Genomic DNA, 22,027 nt, shown 5'->3' on the forward strand with positions numbered 1-22,027 from the left:
ACACGACGAACGAGAAGACCGAGAGCCAACCCATGGACGGGACGATGCGCAGCCCGACCACCGTTCGATACCTGCCGGCAATCGCGGGGCACCGTCCTCCTCGTCGACCTACCAGGTAGTGCATTTCCTTCCCGCCTGATGAGATAGGCTTCGAGGATTACTTCCCCCACAGGCCTCCAACCCGGTTCCGGATATCGGATGGATGCCCAGCAGATGGAGCAACTCCATGGTCTCCTACAATGTCGGTAGGCTCTTCAGTGAAATTGAGAGCGCGGTGAAGTCGGACGTCCCCGTCGCGGAAGGACTCCTGCGCGTCATTCAATTCTGCGAAACCGCACGCCCTCACCCGGACTGGTCCGCTCTTCGTTCACTGGATGTGGCGGGTGATCTCCAACAGTTCCAGCAGTGGCTCGAAACCGTCATGCGGCAGATGCCACCACCAGCTCCGGTGACGGGGCTGTGGTTCGGCCTCTTCAATCCGGTCGTGCAGGGTCGCGTCACCGCGGACCTTCATCTCATCGGGGCACCCTACAGTGCGAATGATCCTGACTGGCTGTTCCGGCAGCGCTGGGGCGGGGACACGCCCGACGCGAGTTCCACTGTCCTTGATGCCATCTATCGCGTGGCCTACGGGCGCGAGAACGGCCTTGGGAACGACGCCGAATACCCCTTGTGCCTTGCGTACGCCGCGCTCGCTGTCAGGCACCTCGCAAAGCTCATGGGGCCGACGCTCCTTGGGGATGCCGCCCAGCGAGTCCTCCATGTCGGCTTCGACTCCGGCGACTTCCTATGTATCGGTGCAGTCCAGAGAACGGGGCTGATTTTCTCTCGAAGCCGCAGCGTGATGACTTGATGCTCGCGTGGTGCGGGCCCACCCCTCGCGGAAGGGGAACCCGCCAGCCGACATGGTGCACTTTTCCGGGGCGCGGGCTGCGCGGTCCTAGAGCGCCAAACAGGTTAGTGGAACCTCAGGCCGCAAGCCGCCGCTTCTCGTCGATGCGGCGGTGGAGGGTCTCCAGGTTCTGGAGAGCGCAGAGCCTGCGAAGGTCGAAGGTGTTCTTCCGGGTGCCGCGGTAGCGGGCCCGCGAGCCCTGGCGCTGGCTGAGGTGGGCAAGCTGGTGCTCGACGTGCACCCGCTCGCGCAGCTTCGCCCGTCCCGAGCGGGTACCTTGCAGCCGCCGCAGTCGCTTCTGCAGGCCCTCGTCCTCGCCCAGCCGGACGCTCCTGCCGCGTCCGGAGGCCGCGTGCGTGCATTGGGCGCGCAGCGCGCCCCCGATACACAGTGGAAGCCTGCGAAGGCTGGGACGATCCCCAGGCAGGGGGAGCACCGTGCCCAAGGGCAGCGGGTGCGGTTGTCCCGCTATACGGGCGTCACTTTGCGGCCAGGTAGCTCACCTGGTTAGAGCGGCGGTCTCATAATCCCGGCCCTGCCCCTCACCTTCTGAACCCTTGGCCGTAACCCCCTCTATTCTTCCTGACCGTGAGCCGTCGCTAGCGTTCGCTCGCCACCGGCCCGGTCCGTACAGAATCCGTACAGCCCCGCCCTCATTGGCATGGGGCTGTAGCCGCGCAGCCGCCAGGAATGAAGCGCCCTATTCGGCTTCATGAATGCGTGAGGTCAGCGGAACCTCCCAGCACTTCTGCCAACCCCAAGGCTTTAGCAGGTTCCCGGGCCGCCCCGGGAGAGCAACTACTTCCCCGGTTGGGCGGTGGCCTGCCCGCAGGAGGGCAATTCCCGCTCGCGCCTCGGCATCAGAGCCATGGCGGAAGCCTCCGCTGGCCTCCAGTCCCTTCCGGGCTGGGCGCCTTTCTCCAATCCCAACCCGCAGCACGGCGTACCGCGAGGTACACGGGCCGCGGAGCACCCGCTTCACGCCCCTCACTCCCGCGAGGAGATACCCGCGCCGCACGGTATCCTCCCCGCCGCGTCGGCGCCCATTGCGCCGCTACCCGTTATTAGAGGAATCATCGATGAGTCGTCGCCTACTTGGAGCATTCGCGTGCGTGGCCGCGGTCGTGATGGCCTGCACACCTCTGGAGCAGGACGTTGGGGCCGTGGGGCGGGAGTCGCCGCGGGGGGCGAGTGAGCAGGGGCTCACCTCCATCAGCTTCCGCGGGAGCAGCAGGGCCAGTGGGAAGGGCATCACCTCACTGGCCATCCCCGCACCGGCTGGGCTGCAGGTGGACGACGTCGTCCTGGCGCGCCTCACCAACCGCAACAACGTGAGCGCGGTCCTCACGCCTCCGGCCGGCTGGACGCTGCTCCGCTCAGACCAGAGCGCCTCGGCCATCAAGACCTGGGTCCTCTACAAGGTCGCCACGGCGTCCGAGCCCTCCAGCTACACCTTCACCCTCGACCTCGCGAGCTACTTCGCCGGCAGCCTCGTGGCCTACAGCGGCGTGGACCCGCTGAACCCCATCGACACCCACGGCGGCCAGAAGAACGGGGACAGCGCGACCTTCACCACCCCGGCCCTCACCACCTCCAGCGCGGACGGGCTCGCGGTGTGGTTCGGCTCCCAGGTGTGGACGGGCGCGGCGTGCCCCTCGCCGGGCATCACGCCGCCCACCGGCTTCACCGTGCAGGAGGACACCTGCCTCGTCTCGTCCTCCACCGGCCTCCTCCTCCACGTCTCGGAGGCGGCGCTGGGCGCGGCGGGGATGCAGCCCCCCTTCGTCGGCGGCTCCGCGTTCGCCCACACCAACACCGCCGAGGTGGTGGCCCTGCGCGCGACTCCGCCGCCCCCTGCACCGGGCGTGGCCTTCCGCGGCACCGCCCAGGCCTCGGCGCTCACGGCGACCTCCCTGACCATCGCCGCCCCGGCCGGCGTCGAGGAGGCGGACCTGCTGCTCGCGCGGCTCAGCAACCGGAACCAGGTGGGCGCCACCCTCACGCCCCCCGCGGGCTGGACGCTTCTGCGCTCCGACCAGAGTTCCACCCAGCTCAAGAGCTGGGTCTTCTACAAGGTCGCCACGGCCTCGGAGCCCTCGAGCTACGAGTTCGGCATCAGTCTCGCGAGCAACCTCGCGGGCAGCATCGACGCGTTCAGCGGCGTGGATCCGGTGAGCCCCATCGACACCCACAGCGGACAGAAGAACGGGACCACCTCCGCCTTCGATGCGCCGCTCATCACCACCACCTCGGGCAATGGACTGGTGGTGTGGTTCGGGTCGCAGATCTGGGCCGGGAGCACCTGCCCCGCAAGCCCCATCGCGCCCCCCTCTGGCTTCACGGAGTCCTTCGACACCTGCCTGGTCTCCAGCTCCGCGGGACTCCTCTATGACGCCGCCTGGAAGGCCCTGGGCGCCGCAGGTGTGCAGCCGGCGTTCAACGGCACCTCACCGTACGCGCAGACCAACACCACCCAGGTCGTGGCCCTGCGTCCCATCCAGCCCCCCCCGCCCCCCGCGGTGGCCTTCCGCAGCGCCGCCCAGGCCTCGGCGCTCGCGGCCACCCGCCTCACCCTTCCGGCTCCCGCCGGGGTCGCCGCGGACGACGTCCTCCTGGCGCGCCTGTCCAACCGCAACCAGGTGAGCGCGACCCTCACTCCGCCGGCGGGCTGGACCTTCCTGCGCTCGGACCAGAGTTCCTCCCAGCTCAAGAGCTGGGTCTTCTACAAGGTCGCCACCGCGTCCGAGCCGGCCTCGTACGAGTTCGGCATCAGCCTCGCGAGCAACCTCGCGGGCAGCATCGACGCCTTCAGTGGTGCGGACCCCGCGAGCCCCATCGACACCCACAGCGGACAGAAGAACGGGACCACCTCGGCGTTCGACGCCCCGGCCCTCACCACCGCGAGCGCCGGCGGGCTCGCGGTCTGGTTCGGGTCGCAGCTGTGGGCCGGGAGCACGTGTCCGGCGAGCCCCATCGTTCCCCCCGCGGACTTCACCGAGTCCTTCGAGACCTGCCTGGTCTCCACGTCCACCGGGCTCATCTTCAACTCCGCCTGGAAGGTCCTCGGGGAGCCCGGGGTGCAGCCTGCCTTCAACGGGAGCTCTCCCTATGCCAACACCAACACCGCGCAGGTGGTGGCGCTGAGGGCCGCGAGCGCGCCGGCCTGCACGGCGGCCGACAACTACGTCGGCACCTGGGTTCAGCAGGGGACGGTGGTAGCCCCCGAGATAGTGGAGCCCTCGGGCCTGGCCGCGAGCCGGGTGGTGCCGGATGTGCTGTACGTGCACAACGAGGACACCACGGCCATCGTGGCCATCAGCACCCTCAACGCCTCGACGGTGGGCGTGTACGACGTGGGCAACGTGACGCCGGCGGACTGGGAGGACGTGGCCAGCGGGCCCTGTCCCGCGGGCTCCTGCATCTTCATGGGGGACATCGGGCGGGCGAGCGCCAACTTCCCCACGCCGCCCAACTCGTTCGCGGTGTACCGGATTCCGGAGCCGGACCTCGCCAACGGCCAGACGACGGGGACCCTCGCCGCCGAGGCTTTCCCGTTCGTCTACCCGGACTCGGCGAAGGACGCTGAGGCGCTGATGGTGCATCCGGTGACGGGGGACATCTACGTCATCACCAAGTCGGGCTCGGGGGCGAGCAAGGTCTACAAGTTCCCCACGCCGCTGCCGGCGCCGGGGACGATGAGCACGCTGGTGTGGGTGGCCGACCTGCAACTCCCCGTGGATCCCAATGACGTGGAGGCGGCCAAGGCCACCTCGGCGGCGGTCCACCCGTGTGCCAACCGGTTCCTGGTGCGCACCTACCGGAGGGTCTACGAGTTCCGTGCCGCCGCCGGACAGGGCTTCGAATCCGCGTTCGCGGCGACCCCGGTGACGCTGACCGACACCCAGGAGGGCCAGGGCGAGGCCATCGAGTATGACGCCAACGGCGCAAGCTACTACACGATGAGCGAGACCCCCTCCCCGTTCCGGCTGAAGCGCGTGAGCCGCCTGTAGGCGCAAGCGGAATCCCGGGGCGCTGGCCTCTCCGCCAGGGCCCCGGCCCTGCAGGCCCCCTACACCCTCAAGGCGCGGAAGAAGACCGTGGCCAACTGGGGTTATCCCGCTTCGAAGCCCTTGCAGCGGCGTCCCTGTCCCGCTATACGGGCGTCACTTTGCGGCCAGGTAGCTCACCTGGTTAGAGCGGCGGTCTCATAATCCGCAGGTAGTCGGTTCAAGTCCGACCCTGGCCACAAGCCCCGGAGTCACTTTTTCTAGTGATTCCGGGGTTTTTCTTTGCCCGCAGGGGCTCGGGCTTCCCTGGAGCCGCGGTAGCAAGCCTGCTCGGCTCCATCAGTCAGCCGCTGCCAGGGACTGCCCATGCCGCTGCGCTCGGTCGGTGGTTGCCCTTCTCTTCCCCTGTGACTTCGACTCCTCGCCAGCCAGAGTCCCTGCTGCTGCTGTCGTTGCGGCATCGCTTCGGACGGCGGCTCGAAATCCTGGCGCTGGCGCTGGGCAGCGCGGTCGTCGGAGTCGCAAGCCCCGTCTTCCAGAAGGTCTTCATCGACGGGCTCCTGGCCTCGGATTCCACCCGGGCCCCCCACGCTGGGGTCGACTGGCTCCAATCCGTCTCCCCGCTGGCGGCCATCACCGCCGCAGCCCTCTGTGCCTTCGTCTCACAGGCGCTCGGCTTCGCCGGAGGCTATGCGGCGACGCGTGAAGGCACGCTCGTGCAGCGCCTCTTCTCGGAGCGGCTCTACCGCAAGGCCCTCTGTCTCCGGTCCGACTCGGCGAAAGCGACTCCGACGGGCGAAGTGGTCGCGCTCTACGCCAGCAACGTGGCGGGCGCCTCCGCACTCATTACCCAGGTCCTTCCGATGGCTTCGTTCATCGGCTTCCACCTGGTCCTGGCGCCGCTGGTCATCCATTGGGTCTGCGGGATTCCGCTCTGGGCGACGCTCTCCGTGATGGGCGTCATCATCTCGCTCACCCTCGTCCTGGCGGCCCGGCAGAGTCGGTTCCTCGTGCGCTTCAAGCAGCTCTCGGCCGAGCGCACCGCCCTCGTGAGCGAGTGGGTGCAGTCCATCCGGCTGCTCCGGGTCCTTGGCTGGGTCGCCGGCTACGAGAAGAATATCTTCGCGAAGCGCGAGGAGGAGACGCGCAACCGTCTCGCGATGGTCGTCAACGGCCAGCTCATCGTCACTTTCGGCTCCTCACTCAACTTCATCATCAACCTCACCGGCATCGCGAGCCTCATCTACCTGAGCGAGAGGCGCGTCACCCCGGGAGAGCTCTTCATGATGCTGTGGATCTTCGGCGCATTCCTGTCACGCGCCTTCCGCGAGATTCCATGGCTCTTCACCTTCCTGCTCGAATCGCTCACCTGGATGAGAGGGCTCGAGACGTTCCTCGAACGTCACGCCGATACGCGCGCTCCCGAGCAGGATGAGCCCGAGGCAGGGCCCCTTCCCGCCGGCGCCCTCGCCCTCTCGGCGCGCGGGCTCAACCTCACCATCAACGGCAAGAAGCTCCTCGAGGACGTCGACTTCGAGGTGAAGCCGGGCGAGTTCGTCGCCATCGTCGGAGAGGTGGGCTGCGGGAAGTCGCTCCTCCTGCTCTCGCTGCTCGGTGAGACAGGCGCGACCTTCGAGAGCCTGCGTATTGGCTCGGTCGACGCCCTCGGGCTGGACCTCCAGGCGCGCCGCCGCCACTTCGCGCTCGTCCCGCAGGAGGGCTTCGTCATGAGCGCCTCGCTCCGGGAGAACGTCGTCTTCCAGTACGAGCCGTCCCTGGACTCCGACAATCGCGTCGAGCAAGCACTCTTGACCTGCCAGTTCCGACTCGACGACGAGGTCCACGGACCGGGGCTCGACACCCGGATTGGAGAGCGTGGCGTCAATCTCTCGGGAGGACAGCGGCAGCGGATCTCGCTCGCGCGCGCCTACCACTTCGACCGGCCCATCGTGCTCCTCGATGACTGCTTGAGCGCCGTGGACGTGGACACCGAGCGCCGGCTCCTGGAGGAGCTCATCGAAGGCGCCTGGAGGGACCGCACGCGCATCCTCGTCACCCACCGGCTGTCCGTGCTCGAGCGGGTGGACCGCGTCTTCCTCATGGAGGACGGAGCCATCTCCGAGGCAGGCACCTTCGCGGACCTCATGAAGAGCTCCCGCCGCATGCGGGAGCTCGTGACGTCGGTGTCCGATAACACGCAGCAGTCCGTGACCGGGCCGGACGTGCGGAGGGCGGATGTCCCGGCCCGGTGAGCACGCCAGCGACGAGCGCGCCCTGCGCGGGCGGTACTCACGCGACGTGTTCGAGACGCTCTTCTTCGCCTACCGGCCCATGGCTGGCCGCATCCTGTTGCTCTTTGTCGGTGGCTTCTTCGGGCGCCTCCTGCTGCTGTCCAATGCCAACCTGATTGGCGTCTGGGCCGACACGTACTGCGACCGCTTCGGTAGCCAGGCCCCCTGCAAGCCTGTTCCGGCGCTGTTCGCGCACTTCAGCGACACCGACTTCCTGAAGCTCCTCGCCGCGGCGACGCTGGCTGGCTTCGCGTTGACCGCGTTCTTTCGCATCGGCTTCTCGCGCCTGTCGGCAATCGCGATGAGCCATCTCTATGACGAGGTGACGCTCAGGACCTCACGCCTGCCGCTCCGGTTCTTCGATACGACGCCCACCGGGCACATCGTGACCCGCTTCTCGAGCGACTACGCGAACATCTTCCGGCTGTTCGGCGGCCCACTGGCCGAGCTCTTCGCGCTCGTCTTCGACCTCGCCTGCGCGCTGCTCCTCATCACGGCCGCCCACCCGGTCCATCTGCCGGCCCTCGTGGTCATCGGGGTGGCGTACTTCGCCGTGTACCGCCTCAACCGTGACCGGCTCCGGGAAGAGCGGCGCGAGCTGGCGGCGAGCCGCGCGCCGCCGATTGCCCACTTCACGGAGACGACGCAAGGCGCGAGCACCATCCGCACCTTCGGGCGCCAGGCCACCTTCCTGGAGCGCTTCCGGAGCCTGGACGGCCGCCACCTCGACCAGCGGCTGCGGACCACGGGCGTGACCCTGCGCTTCTCCATGCAGATGAGCGCGCTCACTTCCCTCCTCCTCCTGAGCACCGGCCTCCTCGGCTACTGGCTCGCGCGAAAGGGCGTCGTCAGCGTCGGCTCCATCGGCGTGGCGTTCACCTTCATCGTCCTCGTCAGCATGAACCTGAGGATGCTCTTCGAATGGCTCACCCAGTTCGAGGACGGGCTGACGGGCATCGAGCGGCTCGATGACTACCTCCGGCGGAAGCTCGAGCCGGGCGCGAAGCTGCCCGCCACCCGCAGGTTCCCCACCGCTCACGAGGTGCATGCGCCGGGTGAGGAAGAGGCCCTGAAGCAGACGGGCCTCGCGCCTGCCGGCGGCGCTTCCGTCACCGTCGAAGACCTCTGGTTCCGCTACGCGCCGGAGCTGCCCTACGTCTTGAAGGGGCTCACCTTCAGCCTCCAGCCCGGCGAGAAGGTCGGCATCATCGGGCGCACGGGCAGCGGCAAGACGAGCCTCGTCCAGGCGTTCTTCCAGCTCTATCCGCTGGAGCGCGGGCGCATCCTCATCAATGGCGCCGAGCCCGAGACCGGCCGCGAGGGCCAACCCCAGGGCCGCATCGACCTCGACGTGTTCAGGAGGAGCATCGCCCTCATCTCCCAGGAGCCCACGCTCATTCGCGGCACCCTGAGGGAGAACCTCGACTTCACCCAGGCCCACGACGACGAGCGGCTGGTCCGCGTGCTGGAGCGGGTCGGCCTGGGGGAATGGCTCCGGAGTCAGCCGAAGGGCCTGGAGGCCCGGCTCGAGGAGCGCGGACGCAACCTCTCGGCTGGCGAGAAGCAGCTGCTCTGCCTGGCCCGCTGCCTCCTGCAAGACTCCCCGGTCGTCGTCATGGACGAAGCGACGAGCTCGGTCGACCCGCAGCTGGAAGAGGTCCTGGTACGGGCGACCCGCGAGTTCTTCGCGGACCGCACCCAGCTCATCATCGCCCACCGCCTCTCGACACTCGCCCACTGCGACCGCATCCTCTGGCTGCACAAGGGCGAGCTGCGCATGTTGGATCGTCCCGAGAAGGTCCTTCCCGTATTCAGCTCCGCGGAGCTCAACTGATGGATGAAGGGGCAATGCCATGACCACTCACACGTCATTGGGCGCGGGCTTCGGCCACGTCGTCGAGGCCCGCCAGGGGGAGTCGCTCGCCGACCTGGCCTGGGAGCCGCTGTTCGAGCGCCTCCGGCGGCCCGACGGGGGCGCGGTCCTGCTGCGCGGCTACGCCGTGGACGAGAAGGGCTTCCGCGAGTTCACCGAGCGTGGCGGTGACGCCTTCGTGGTCCACCCCAACCTCAAGCTACGGGACTACGTGGACGGCGAGCGCACCTACGCCACGGTGAACCGTGGGGCGAGGGCCATCGACTTCCACTTCGAGATGGCGCAGAACCCCGCCTCGCCCGAGGCCTTCTGGATGTACTGCGCCCGGGCTCCCACGGACGGGCGTGGCCGCACCGGCCTCGTCGATGGCCGCGCGGTGCTTGCCCGTCTGACGGCGACGACCCGGCGCGCGTTCGAGGAGCGGGCGTTCCGCTTCGAGTGCACCGCGGTCGCGCCCGCGGTCTGGCAGTCCATCATCCCGGGCGTCACGACCCCCGAGACAGCCCGGCGCTGGCTGGAGACCTTCCCTCCTGGCGGCACGCTCGCCCTGCTCGAGTTCGACGAGGAGCAGCGGCTGTCCTACCGGTACGAATACAAGGCCATCCGGCCAGGGCGCATCTGCGGCGAGCCGGTGTTCCTGGCGGGCCTGCTCGACTCCCCTCGCTCCCACCGGTTCGAGGACGGCTCGGAGATAGACCACTGGCTCGTCACCGAGGTGCGCCAGGCCGTGTACCACTCGGCCATCTGGCTCGAGTGGTGCACGGGCGACGTCCTCATCATCGACAACACGCGCGTCATGCACGCGCGCGAGGCCTTCGAGGATCCGGCGCGGCAGCTCTTCGTGCGCTACTCGCGCTTCCGGCGCTGACGCCTCACAGGTTCCGCTGCAGCCGCTCCTGGGCCTTCACGATGGCCGCCGTGCGCGTCGTGACGTCCAGCTTGGCGAACACGTTCCGCAGGTGCCACTTGGTGGTGGAGAGCGCCACGTTGGAGCGCTCGCTGATCTCCTGGTTGCTCAGTCCCTGCGCGAGCAGCTTGAGCATCTGGAACTCGCGCTCGGTGAGCGGCTCCAGCGGTGCGCTGGGCGGGTCCGCGAACTCACCAGGCCCGGTGGTGCCCACCGAGAGCAGGTCCTGGAACCGCTCGACGTACCGGGCGGGCAGCACGTAGCTCAGCTTCCGCTGGGTGGCCGCCGCGACGATGACCTCCTGCAAGCCCGGCGTCTCGTCGAACACGCCGCGGTTGAAGCCGAACCGCTGCACCAGCGCCAGACCCCGGTTGAGCGCGGCGAACGCCCCCGCGGAATCTCCCGCGCGCCAGTGACACACTGAGATGGCGGCCTGCAGCGCGCTCTCCCGGGACACGTAGCCCACGTCATGCGCGCTGGCGCGCAGCGTCTCCAGAATCGCGTGCGCCTTGCCATGCCGCCCGCGCGCCATCAGCACCCACGCCTGCGCCAGCCCGAGCCGCTCCCACGTCTCGTCGTAGAAGCGCCGCTCGCTCCACTCCCCTCGCCGCATCCGCTCGCCCAGGCCGAACTCCTGCGCCACCGCCTTCATGCGCGCGGGCGACTGCTCCACCAGCGCGAGCCGAACCTTCTCGCCACACACGTGGGCCAGGAAGCGCGTCTGCTGGCTGGCCTCGAGGACGCTGTGCAGATAGTCCAGCAGCCGGTAGGCCTCGGCGTAATTTCCCCGAATCGACTTGATGCGGGCCAGCATGAAGTAGGCGAGCGCGAAGGTCTCGAACGCGGGCGCCTGCGGCAGCAGCGGCAGGGCCTCGAGGCAGAGCGCCTCGGCCTCGTCGAGCCGGTTCTGCTCGTAGCGGGTGTTGGCCAGCGCCGTCGCCGCGTTCACCCACACCGGGTTGCGCCGCCCGAGGCTCGCGCTCGCGAACGCGGCCTCGCAGCGCTCGGCCGCCTCCTTCATGTTCCCCTGCGCCCGGTCCGCCAGGGCGACGAGGGCGTCCGTGTAGCCGACCAGGAACGGGTTGTCGTGCTCCTGCAGCTTCTCCCGCGCGCTCAAGGCGAGCCGGCGCATCGCATCGAACCGGTTCATCCGCAGCGCCTGGTAGGCCTTCGCCGCCAGCACCGCGCCCGCCATGAAGACGTCCGGCTCCTCGTAGCCCGACGACGCATCCAGGTCGAGGCCTGTGCCCGGCGCCGAGTCGGACAGCACCGCGTGCAGCAGCGTGAGGTGCTCGAGCTGCTTCGACAGCCGCTCGCGCTCCAGCTCCGACGACGCGGGCGCCGTTGCCACGCGGTGCTGCGCGTCCTGCAGCGCGGCCGTGGCGTGCGCGAAGCGCCGGGACAGGATGAGGCACGCGATGTGCGCCACGCAGAGGGCCGGCGATCGGATGATCTCCTCCCCCGTCAGCCTCGCCAGCCACTGGAGCACCGGGGCCAGCTCCCCCTCGCGCATCCACGCCTCCACGCAGCGCGCGGTGAGCTCCAGGCACCAGCTCCGGTCGCCGGAGGCAAACGCGTGCGTCAGCGCCTCGTCCGGCATCTGGTGCCCGGCGAACCACACGCTCGCTGCACGGTGTAGCCCCGGGACGCGGTCCCCGAAGTCGCACGCGAGCTGCGTGCGCAGGAAGTCGAGGAACAGCGGGTGGTACCGGTACCACTGGTGCCGGGTGTCGAGCGGCTGGATGAAGAGCTGTCCCCGCTCCAGGTCCGACAGCATCGCCGGCCCGTGGGTGATGCCCAGCAGCGCGTTGCAGAGCTCTCCGTTGAAGCGGTCCACCACCGAGCTCAGCACCAGGAACTCGTACACCGCGTCGGTCTGCTCGCGCAGCACCGCGTCCGCGAGGTAGCGCGCCACATCGTGGTTGGAGCCGATGGCCTTCCTCAGCGCGTCGCTCACGCTCGCGTGCTCGCCCGCCGACAGCAGCGCCAGCTTCACGCCGGCCACCCAGCCCTCGGTGCGCGAGCGCAGGTACTCGACGTCCTCGGACGACAGCGCGGTGCCACACAGGCGCTGGCCCAGCTCACGGATGGCCTCGCCGTCCAGGCCCAAATCCCTGCTGTCCAGCGTCACCAATTGCTCGGTGAGCTTCAGCTTCGCCAGGTCCAGCTCGGGCGGGTGGCGCGAAGCGACAATCCAATGGATGTGCGGCGGCGAGTGGTCCAGCAGGTACGAGAAGGCCCGCACCAGCGCCTGCTCGCGCAGCACATGGAAGTCGTCGAGCACCACGACCAGCTCGCGCCCCAGGTTCCACAGGCTCCGCAGCAGCACCGTCGTGGCATGGTCCAGCGGAAGCGCCACCTGCGCGTCCAACTGGCTCGCGATATACGCCTCGAAGTCCGGCGCCACCCGGCGGATGGCCCCGACCAGGTACGAGAAGAACCGCTCGGGCGCGTTGTCCTGCTCGTCGAGTGACAGCCACGCGCGCAGGTGCGGTACGCGCTCCTCGCGGTACCACTGGGTCAGCAGCGTCGTCTTGCCCGAGCCGAGTGGCGCAGTCACCAGCACCAGCTTTCCGCTGATGCCCCGGTCGATTCGCCGCAGGGGCGCGCTCCTCGTCACGAGCACCGACGCCGTCTGCGGAGGCGAGAGCTTCGTCGGCAGCAGATGCGAGAGATGCTCACCGAGCGGCGCCGCACCTTCCGCGGCGCCCGGCGCGACAGGCGAGGGCAGCTGACGGCTCCCCATGGCGTTTCGACGGCTCCGCATAGGTGCTCTCCCCATGGCTGATTTCTGAATCAGTAGACCATGGACGCAGAACGCCTTGACCCCCGCCCGTGCGGGCGAAGTGTCGCCCAGGGCACACCGCGACGCGTCGCGAGGCAGCCCTTCACGGCCCCTTGGGCCAACTCAAACGCAACGTTGCTGCACAAGTACCAACTCACTGACACCGCGCCGCGTTGAAGCCCGGCTTCACGAGCCCCGGAGTCGTTCACTCCCCCTCCCTTCGGTGGGGGCGATGTCGCGGACTGCCCTGGTATTCCCCGGACAGCATCGCTTCCCCGTTCTGTCAGGAGGTCCATATCGTGGGTACCCAACAAGTCGGCGTGAGCAGGAACTGGTGGCGCGCTCGGGCAGTTTCGCTGTGTGCCGCCGTGTCGCTGTTGGTCTCATCCAGCGCCGCCGCGCAGGCGCCCTCCTTCATCGAGTTCGACAGCGGGCACGTACGGCCGCTGGCGATTTCTCCGGACGGAACGAAGCTCTTCGCCGTCAATACCCCGGACAACCGGCTGGAGATCTTCAACATCACCAGCGCCGGCCTGACGCTCGCCGCCGAGGTGCCGGTGGGCATGGAGCCCGTCGCCGTCGCCGCGCGCAGCAACACGGAAGTCTGGGTGGTCAACCACCTGTCGGACAGCATCAGCGTGGTGAGCCTCAGCGGCACGCCCCGCGTGGTGCGCACGCTGCTCGTCGGTGACGAGCCGCGCGACGTCGTCTTCGCCGGCACCGGCGGATATGCCTTCATCACCACGGCGCACCGCGGCCAACATCGCACGGACCCGTCCATCGCCAGTGTCCCCGGCGCGGGTGACTCGAAGCTGACCACGGCGGGCGTGGGCCGCGCGGACGTCTGGGTCTTCAACCCGGCGTCGCTGGGCACCACCCTGGGCGGCACGCCCCTGCGCATCGTGACGCTCTTCGGCGACACGCCTCGCGGCCTCGCCGTCAGCCCGGACAAGAAGACCGTCTATGCGGCCATTGCCCAGTCCGGCAACCAGACGACCACCCTCAGCTTTGATGCCGTCTGCGACGGCTTCTACGAGAACATCCCGTGTCTCTCCTTCCCCGACACCTACCCGTGGGGGAACAACCTCATGCCGGGCGGCCTGCCCGGTCCGAATACCAACGTCGAGGGTGCCAAAGCGCCGGAGACGGGGCTCATCGTCAAGTGGAACCCGTCCGCCAACCGGTGGGAGGACACGCTCGGCCGCAACTGGAACAACGGCGTGCGCTTCCGCCTGCCGGACAAGGACGTGTTCGCCATCAACGCGGACACCCTCCAGGAGACGGCCTTCTACACCGGCGTCGGCACCACCCTCTTCAACCTCGCCACCAACCCGAGGACGGGCGCGCTGTACGTCTCCAACAGCGAGGCCAACAACCTGACGCGCTTCGAGGGCCCGGGCGCCTTCGGCGGAAGCACGGTGCAGGGCAACCTGGCGAAGATGCGCATCACCGTCATCTCCGGCGGCGCCGTCGCCCCGCGGCACCTCAACAAGCACATCGACTACTCGAAGCTGGCCGGGAAGCCCGGCTTCGACCCCTCGGTCAAGAACCACAGCCTCTCCACCCCCACGGACATGGTGGTGTCGAGCAACGGCTCGAAGCTGTACGTGGCCGCGTTCAGCTCCAGCAAGGTCGGCGTCTTCGACACCGCGGCGCTGGAGGCCAACACCTTCGACCCCCGCACGGCGAGCGCCAACTACATCCCCGTCAGCGGCGGCGGCCCCAGCGGACTGGTGCTGGACGAGGCGCGCAACCGCCTCTATGTGATGACCCGCTTCGACAACGCGGTGAAGGTCATCGACCTGGCCACCAAGGCGCAGGTGGCCTCGGCGGCGTTCTTCAACCCGGAGCCGGCCTCCGTGGTGCAGGGCCGTCCGTTCCTCTATGACGCCAACTTCTCCTCCGCCAACGGCGAGGCGTCCTGCGCCAGTTGCCACATCTTCGGCGACAAGGACGAGCTGGCCTGGGACCTGGGCAACCCGGACGACGTGGTGACCACCAACCCCATCGAGCTGCGCCTGTCGAGCGACCTCGAGATTGGCCTGTTCCGCACGTTCACCGGCCATCCGGGCTCGGACGTCAACGGCACCGGCGACCAGCACTCCTTCCACCCCATGAAGGGCCCCATGACGACGCAGACCCTGCGTGGCATGACGAACGCGGGCGCCATGCACTGGCGCGGGGACCGCGCGGACGGCTTCTTCGGCAGCGACCCGTACAACGAGGAGCTGTCGTTCAAGAACTTCATCGTGGCCTTCGAGGGGCTGCTGGGCCGCGCGTCCATGCCTACCGAGGCGGAGATGAACAAGTTCACCGCCTTCCAGCTCCAGGTGCAGCTGCCGCCCAGCCCCGTGCGCCGGCTGGACAACTCGCTCACCGCCTCGGAGAAGGCGGGCAGTGACTTCTACTTCGGCAGCCGCCGCGTGGACGGCATCGCGATTGGCGATGACAACGGCTTCAACTGCAACGGCTGCCACACCATCGATGGGGCCCAGGGCTTCTTCGGCACGGACGGCAAGGGCAGCTTCGAGGGCATCACCCAGATCGTGAAGATTCCCCACGTGCGCAACATGTACACGAAGGTCGGCATGTTCGGCTTCCCGGACAGCCGGTTCTTCTCCCACCCCGAGTCGGGGCAGCTGGGGGACCAGATCCGCGGCTTCGGCTTCACGAACGACGGCGCGGTGGACACGCTGTTCCGCTTCTTCAGCGCCATCGTGTTCACCAACACCAGCATCGGTGGCCCGCTGGTGGGCTTCCAGAACGACACCCAGCGCCGCAACGTGGAGGCCTTCATGCTGGCGGCCGACACCGACCTGGCGCCCATCGTCGGCCAGCAGATCACCCTCACCAACACCAACGCCTCCACCGTCGGCTCGCGCATCGACCTGCTGATTGCGCGCGCCCGGGCGCCGTTCGCCTCGAAGATTCTGGGCGGCGCGACGTTCGAGGCCGACCTGGTGGCGAAGGTGGCCGTGGCCGGGCGGGTGAAGGGCTACCTGTACGAGCGCACGCCGGGCACGTGGAAGCCCGACGACGGGAGCGCGAACATCACCACCGCGGCCCTGCGCGCGCTGGCGAACACGGCGGGCCAGGAAGTGACGTTCACCGCCGTTCCCCCGGGCTCCGGTACGCGCATCGCGATTGACCGGAACCTGGACGGCACGCTCGACGGCCGGTAGCCGGCACGCCCCGCGGGCGCCCACCCGCGAGCAGTGGGTGCCGACCTGACGCACATGCCCCGTCCCCGGGTTGCCGGGGGCGGGGTTTTGTTTTGGGCGAGGCACGGGTGACGCATGGCACCTGTAAGAGCTCCGGGCCTCTTTCGTTCGCGTGGGTGAACCGCTACCGCCGCATGCCGCCTCGCGGTGTGCCGCACGAAAGGGCTTCACCATGCGCGCTCCCGCCGCCTCCGCCACCCTGGCCGCACTGCTCCTGGCCTTCCAGGCCCATGCCACGGAGGCGACCCCTCCCCACGCGAGCCACCCCGCTCCTCACGCCGGGCACGCAGGTGCCACCGATGGCCACGGTGCCACGTCCTCCGTGGGCAGCGACGTGCCGGACATCCTCTCGCTGCCCATGGCGCGGGAAGCCTCCGGCACCGCCTGGCAGCCGGACGCCACGCCGCACGCCGGCTCCCACCTGTCCTCGGGCCGGTGGAGCTTGATGTTCCACGAGCAGCTCTTCGGAGGGTACGTGGCACAGGGCAGCGAGCGTGGCGCCCGGCGCTTCGCCGGCACGGGCTGGCTGATGCTCATGGCGCAGCGCCCACTGGGCGAGGACAGTCGGCTCGGCCTCCGGCTGATGCTCAGCCCCGAGCCCCTCACCGCCGGCGGCAGGGGCTACCCCCTGCTCTTCCAGAGCGGCGAGACGTACGCGGGCGAGCGGCTCCATGACCGGCAGCACCCGCATGACCTCTTCATGGAGGCGGCCGTGACGTACACGCAGGCACTTGCGCCGGGCTGGGGCCTGCAGCTCTATGCCGCGCCCGTGGGAGAGCCCGCCCTTGGCCCCGTCGCCTCACCCCACCGCGTGTCCGCGGCGGCGGACCCGCTGGCGGCCATCGGCCACCACTGGCTCGACTCCTCGCACATCAGCTTTGGCGTGCTGACCGCCGCGCTGTTCACCCCCACCGCGAAGCTGGAGCTGTCCTGGTTCAACGGGCGCGAGCCGGATGAGAACCGCTGGGACTTCGACCTGCGCGTCCCCGACTCCCTCGCGGTGCGCCTCACCACCAACCCCACGCGCCACGTGAGCGCCCAGGTGTCCTACGGCTACCTGCCCAGCCACGACCCGCTGGAGCCCGACGAGCCCCTGCACCGGCTCACCGCCTCGGCCATGTACCACCGGCCCGTGGGCACCGCCGGGCACTGGGCCACGACCGCCGCCTTCGGCCGCAACGTGGGCGAGCACTCCGGGGACACCAACGCCTTCCTCGTGGAGTCGACCCTGGACCTCGACGGCCGCAACGTCCTCTTCGGGCGCGCGGAGTACGTGGAGAAGACGGACCACGACCTCGTCCTGCCCGAGTCCTTCCACGGCTCGTCCTTCGACACCGTGGGGCTGTCCCTGGGCTACCTGCGCAACCTCGGCACGTGGGGAGACCTCGTCCCCGGCATCGGCGCGCGGGTGAGCGTCAATCCCGTGCCGGAGCCGCTACGGGGCGAGTACGGCCCCGCGCTCCCCGTCGGCGGCATGGTGTACCTGCGGCTCGTCTCCGCGCCCATGCGGCACTGAGGTGGACTCGCCGGGGTTGCACCCGGAGTGCGCGGGGCGCCAGACTCCAGGGATGATCTCAGCCCGGACGTTGAGCGAGGTGTTGAGTCTGACTCCGGACGCGACTCATACCGCGCATATCCCCATCCTGACCGACGCCGTGTTTGACGCGCCGGAACCCGAGCGCACCGCCGCGATCGACCGCTTGCTGGCGGTACATGGCTCCCGCGATGTCCAGGTCTTTCTGAACAGCTTCCGTCCCGCGCCCCTTTTCATTCCCTCCCGAATGATTGACATGCTGGACCATGCCGACGCACGGGCCAGGCACGTCGCGGCGACCTTCATCAAGCCCGGGCAGTTCCCCGCCGGGATTCCGGGCCTCTTGCGTGGGCTGGCAGACCCGGACGGTCGCGTACGCGAGGCCTGTGTCGCGGCATTCCAGGAGGGGAACCTGGACCTGGCGGGGCTCCGGGAGCACCTCACGTCTCCGCGAATGGAGGTGCGAGAAACCGCACTCCAAGTCCTCTTCACGAGAGCCGAGCGCCATGAGCGATTCCGCATGCGCACCTTCTTCAAGGAAACCCCTGCCTTCTGTGCGGAACTGGAGCCGCTACTGACCGATACAGCGGCTCCCGTGCGACACCTGGCTGCGGTCCTGCTGGAGAACACACTGGAGACCGCGGGCGGATGGGAGACACTCCTCGACGCGGCCCGATCGTCAAGCGATGAGCGGGTGCGCGACCGCGCGATGGAATGCCTCGTGACTCTGCGGCCACGAATGGCCCACCAGACGCCGGAAGTGGTCCGAACGCTGGGAGTGCGATTGAAGGAGGTACCTCAAGACGAGGAACGTCGGAGACTCATCGAACAACTGGGTCGTCTCGCGGAGCAGAGCGTTGATGTAACGGAGTTGCTGATTGGCGAACTCAGGCGCGCGCCGAGCGGTGCCCCCCTTGACGGCGAGCTTCTGGCGAGAAGGGATTCGTGTACCGAAGAGTTGGTGGATGCGCTGTCCAGGTATCGGAGCATTCCCGACAGGGTCCTTCCGCGGCTCCTCGCGGAGCTGGAGGACTCGCGGCTCCCGGGCCTGGGCCGCGCCGGTTTGATACGCGCCCTCACCTGGTTTGGCATGGGCGAGGAAGTCGTCGATGCGTTCGTTCGCGAACTCGGGCGGGATACGGGCGAGAGCGTCGAAGCCGCGGCGCAGGCGCTCATCCCATTCCAGGGAGAGAAGAGGCCCCGCATCGCACGGCTGCTGGAAGTGATGGAGCGCCCTACCCTGCCTCTCATCGCGCGCTATGGCGTCGCAGTGGTGCTGGGGCATTGGGGGGAGCCTGCCGCCATCGCGCCCCTGCGTGCCCTGCTGGAGCAGGAGGGTGCGCTGTTTCCGATGCGGACCCTGTTCTACTCCGAGACGCCACGAAGCTGCCACGCCGTCCCGGTACAGATTCCCTTCATGAAGATTCTTGCAGCTCGCGCGCTCGGCAACCTTGGGCGGCCCGCCGTGGGAGTACTGCCCGCGCTCCTGGAGAATGTGTTGGGGGGCCCGCCTCCCCTGGCGAATGCGATGCGGAGCGCGGTGCTGGCGTTGGCGCCCACGCGAGCCGAGCTGGATGCAACGCTACCGGAACTGATGGAGCGCCTCCCGCGACGCACCCCACGGAGATGGGGTGACCGTGCCAAGCTGGAGAAGGCGCTCCAGCACGAGTTCGTGGAGCTGGTCCAATGGCTCCAGGAACGCGGCTCCACCCCGCCATGAAGGCTCAGCTCTCCGCCGCGCAGGCTCCGTCCAGCGCGTCGCCCGAGGCCCCCTCGCAGGTGCCGCTCTCGCAGTCCCTGTCATCGAAGCAGGCCTCGCCCTCCGCGCGCTTCTTCACGCACGTGCCATAGCGGTCCCCGGGCGTGAAGTGGCTGGAGCACGTCAGCGCCTGCGCGCACTCGGCGGCCACCGTGCACGCCTCGCCCTCGCCTCGCAGCGCGTAGTCGCATACGCCCTGGAGCGCCGGGCCGTCTTCCCCTCTGGGGAAGCTGCACATCAGGTCATCCGGGCACGCCTTCTGCGCGTCGCACGGCTCGCCCAGGCCCGAGGAGCAACCCGCGGCCAGCACCACCGCGCACAACCAGGGCATCACCCTCCAACGCATCCGCATCACAGCGAGGCCTCCAGGGAAATCACCGCCGAGCGGCCCGGCTCATCCACGCCGGAGCCATGGGTGCGGTACGTCGCATCGAACAGGTTCTGCACCGTCAGCGCCGCGGACAGCCGCTTGCCCAGCTTCGCACCCGCCCTCGCGTGGAAGACGATGAACGCCGGGGTGCGCGCGCAGTCCGGCACCTCCGCGCAGGTGCGGATGTCCAGCAGGTCCGCCTCCGAGAAGTTCTCCTGCGCCAGCGCCCAGCGCGACACGCCCTCCAGGAAGAAGACCTCGCCCGGCTCCCACGTGGCACGCAGCAGGCCGTTGAGCGGCGGCGTGCGCGACAGCGGCTCGAGGATGAGCGGCTGGCCTTCCACCGTGAGGTCCCTGCGCCGCTGACGCGTGTGCGTGTACGTGGCGTGGGTCGCCAGCGTCAGTGACGGCAGCACCTTCACGGCCACCGAGGCCTCCAGCGCGTGGATGTCCGCGCGCTCGCGGTTCTGCCGCGTGAGGTAGGGCACGCCGTCCGGATTGAACTCTTCACCGTCCAGCAGCGTCGGCACGTTGCCCACGATTCCGTCCACCACCGTGTAGGCGTAGAAGAGCTGCGCGCCCACCGGGCCGCGGTCCACGCGCGTGCCCACCTCGGCCGTATAGGACTGCTCGGGGTGCAGGTCCCCCCCGGGCACGAGGTAGCCCGGGCCCTCGGCGCCCAGCCGCAGGTAGTCGTCGATGTTCGGCGCCCGGAAGCCCGAGCCCAGGTTGAGCAGCACCGAGACGCCCTCCGCCACCCGCTGACGCACGCCCAGCTCTCCCGCCAGACCCACCGCGTTCTGCGTGTTGGCCGGCAGCACGGGCAGCGGCACCGCCGCATCGGGGAACAGCGCGGCGAGCCGTCCGTCCTCGGGCAGCGACACGTGGTGGAGCTGCGCCCGCAGGCCCGCGTGGTACGAGAAGGGCCGCTCCACGTCGCTCGACAGCAGGCCGAAGACGCCGGCCGCCAGCGCGGTGGGCGCTCCCGGGTAGCGCGCGGATTCCGGGATGGAGGAGAAGTCCAGCTCGGGCTCCGACAGCGGGCTGCGCCCGAAGGTGCTCGACGCCTTGTCGTGGAAGACCTCCGCCCCGAAGATGGGCACCGGCGCGCCCGGCAGCGCGGAAATCGCCGCGGCCTCGCCCTCGGCGCGCACGCCCACCGTCCACACGTCCACCTGGTCCCGCTCCAGCCTGTCCCGCGACACGCGGAAGCGGTCCACCTGCTCGCCCTGCCGATTCACGCTGACTTCCACGGCGCCCCGCCGCAGGAACCCCGAGCCCGCGTGCTCCAGCCGCGCATGCGCGAAGTCGCGCACCTGGTCGCTGAAGCGCCGGAAGTCGCCCGGCACCGAGCGGTCCAGGCGCGGCGCGTCCGACTGCCGCACGCCCTGGTACTGGAGATAGAGCTGGAGGCCCGGCCGCAGACGCTGGCGAAGCTTCAGCGCCGCGTCACCCTCCTGGTAGCCCGTGTACTGCTGCAGGCCCACGCGGCCTCCGCCCTGCAAGTCGTTGAAGTCGCGCAGCGTGAGCGCGCCGGCCACCGCCGTGTCCTGGAGCGACACGCCCGCGCGCAGGTGCCCCTGGAGGCTCTCGTCCGCGCTGCCCGCCTGCGCGCGCAAGGCGCCAATGGGCGTGGCCTCGGAAGCGAAGCGCGGCCAGAAGGTGCGCACGTTGATGACGCCGCCCAGCGCGTCCGAGCCGTACAGCACCGAGCCCGGACCGCGCACCACCTCCAGCTGCTCCACGAGGAACGGGTCCACCGTGTTGAGGTACTGGTTCGGTCCCGAGCGCACCGTGCCGTTGTTCAGCCGCACGCCGTCCACCAGCAGCAGCACGTGCTGCCCGTACAGGCCGCGGAGGATGGGCGCGCCGCCGCCGTGATTCGTCTTCTGGAGGAAGACGCCCTCCGACTCGAAGAGCGCCTCGGGCGTGGTGCGCGCGGGCCGGCGAGCCAGGTCCTCTCGCGACACCACCGACATCGCGCGCGGCTGGCTGGACGCCGGCCGGGGACGCCGCGTGGCCGTCACCACCGTCTGGGGAATGACGGGCTCCACTCCCAGCTCGGGCTCGACAGCCTCACCCGGTACGGGCGCCGCGGAGGCGTCCGGGGTGACGGACACCGGCTCGAGCGGGACCACGGTGGAGGGAGCCTGGTCGACAGGCGCGGACGGCGCCTCTCCCGTCGGCTCAGGCGCCTGCGCGTCGGAGGCGCCGGTGAGCGGCGCGTCGGCTGGCGTGGAGGAAGGCTCCACCGGAGTGGGGGCCTGCTGGGCGCGGGCCGTGACAAGAGGTGCGCCGACGAGGGCACAGCACGTCATCAAGACGAAGGGACGAAGATGCATGGGGGTGCCGGAGTCTCCTACGAGGATTCCCTCCATGGGAAGACGG

The 22,027-nt window shown here is 69.3% G+C and carries 12 protein-coding genes and 1 tRNA gene; 9 read left to right on the forward strand and 4 right to left on the reverse strand.

Annotated elements, in window-relative coordinates:
* Nucleotides 1-226: 226 nt before the first annotated feature.
* On the forward strand, nt 227-853 hold the full coding sequence (locus G4D85_RS36765) for a hypothetical protein (protein ID WP_164018770.1): 627 nt from the start codon (nt 227-229) through the stop codon (nt 851-853).
* Between the two features lie 115 nt (nt 854-968).
* Here the strand turns inward: G4D85_RS36765 and G4D85_RS36770 are convergent, their stop codons facing one another.
* Nucleotides 969-1,328: a transposase gene (locus tag G4D85_RS36770; protein WP_275900346.1), complete on the reverse strand. Its 360-nt coding sequence runs from the start codon at nt 1,326-1,328 to the stop codon at nt 969-971.
* A 676-nt stretch (nt 1,329-2,004) separates the two neighbouring features.
* Between G4D85_RS36770 and G4D85_RS36775 the strand changes: the two genes are divergently transcribed.
* The 5 genes from G4D85_RS36775 to G4D85_RS36795 all read left to right on the forward strand — a co-directional run bounded on the left by G4D85_RS36775 (nt 2,005) and on the right by G4D85_RS36795 (nt 9,931).
* Complete coding sequence (locus G4D85_RS36775) at nt 2,005-4,902, forward strand: cell wall anchor protein (protein ID WP_240359718.1); 2,898 nt, start codon at nt 2,005-2,007, stop codon at nt 4,900-4,902.
* Between the two features lie 162 nt (nt 4,903-5,064).
* Nucleotides 5,065-5,138 (forward strand) — tRNA-Ile (locus G4D85_RS36780).
* Between the two features lie 168 nt (nt 5,139-5,306).
* Entirely contained in the window at nt 5,307-7,151 is a 1,845-nt protein-coding gene (locus G4D85_RS36785) for an ATP-binding cassette domain-containing protein (protein WP_164018771.1), read from the forward strand.
* The gene (locus G4D85_RS36790; RefSeq protein WP_164018772.1) at nt 7,135-9,024 is read left to right on the forward strand and encodes an ATP-binding cassette domain-containing protein; all 1,890 of its coding nucleotides are present in this window, start codon (nt 7,135-7,137) and stop codon (nt 9,022-9,024) included. Before G4D85_RS36785 ends, G4D85_RS36790 begins: the two co-directional genes overlap by 17 nt.
* Before the next feature lie 19 nt (nt 9,025-9,043).
* Nucleotides 9,044-9,931, forward strand: a complete 888-nt coding sequence (locus tag G4D85_RS36795) for a TauD/TfdA family dioxygenase (protein WP_164018773.1) — start codon at nt 9,044-9,046, stop codon at nt 9,929-9,931.
* 4 nt (nt 9,932-9,935) lie between these two features.
* On the opposite strand, the gene G4D85_RS36800 is transcribed toward G4D85_RS36795, so the two are convergent.
* Nucleotides 9,936-12,737 (reverse strand): winged helix-turn-helix domain-containing protein, encoded by a 2,802-nt coding sequence (locus tag G4D85_RS36800; protein ID WP_240359719.1) that lies wholly within the window; start codon nt 12,735-12,737, stop codon nt 9,936-9,938.
* Nucleotides 12,738-13,051: 314 nt separating this feature from the next.
* On the opposite strand from G4D85_RS36800, the gene G4D85_RS36805 reads away from it, so the two are divergent.
* The 3 genes from G4D85_RS36805 (at nt 13,052) to G4D85_RS36815 (ending at nt 19,230) form a co-directional block, all read left to right on the forward strand.
* Nucleotides 13,052-15,937, forward strand: coding sequence for a YncE family protein (locus G4D85_RS36805; protein WP_164018843.1), 2,886 nt, complete (start codon nt 13,052-13,054; stop codon nt 15,935-15,937).
* Nucleotides 15,938-16,148: 211 nt separating this feature from the next.
* Complete coding sequence (locus tag G4D85_RS36810) at nt 16,149-17,492, forward strand: hypothetical protein (protein ID WP_164018774.1); 1,344 nt, start codon at nt 16,149-16,151, stop codon at nt 17,490-17,492.
* Nucleotides 17,493-17,562: 70 nt separating this feature from the next.
* A complete protein-coding gene (locus G4D85_RS36815; RefSeq protein ID WP_205525861.1) occupies nt 17,563-19,230 on the forward strand; it encodes a hypothetical protein in 1,668 nt (555 codons plus the stop codon).
* 4 nt (nt 19,231-19,234) lie between these two features.
* On the opposite strand, the gene G4D85_RS36820 is transcribed toward G4D85_RS36815, so the two are convergent.
* Together G4D85_RS36820 and G4D85_RS36825 are read right to left on the reverse strand one after the other, a co-directional pair.
* Nucleotides 19,235-19,600, reverse strand: coding sequence for a hypothetical protein (locus G4D85_RS36820; RefSeq protein WP_205525862.1), 366 nt, complete (start codon nt 19,598-19,600; stop codon nt 19,235-19,237).
* Nucleotides 19,601-19,620: 20 nt separating this feature from the next.
* Nucleotides 19,621-21,981 (reverse strand): TonB-dependent receptor domain-containing protein, encoded by a 2,361-nt coding sequence (locus G4D85_RS36825; RefSeq protein ID WP_164018777.1) that lies wholly within the window; start codon nt 21,979-21,981, stop codon nt 19,621-19,623.
* Nucleotides 21,982-22,027: the final 46 nt, after the last annotated feature.

The sequence above is a fragment of the Pyxidicoccus trucidator genome, assembly GCF_010894435.1.
GTDB lineage: Bacteria > Myxococcota > Myxococcia > Myxococcales > Myxococcaceae > Myxococcus > Myxococcus trucidator.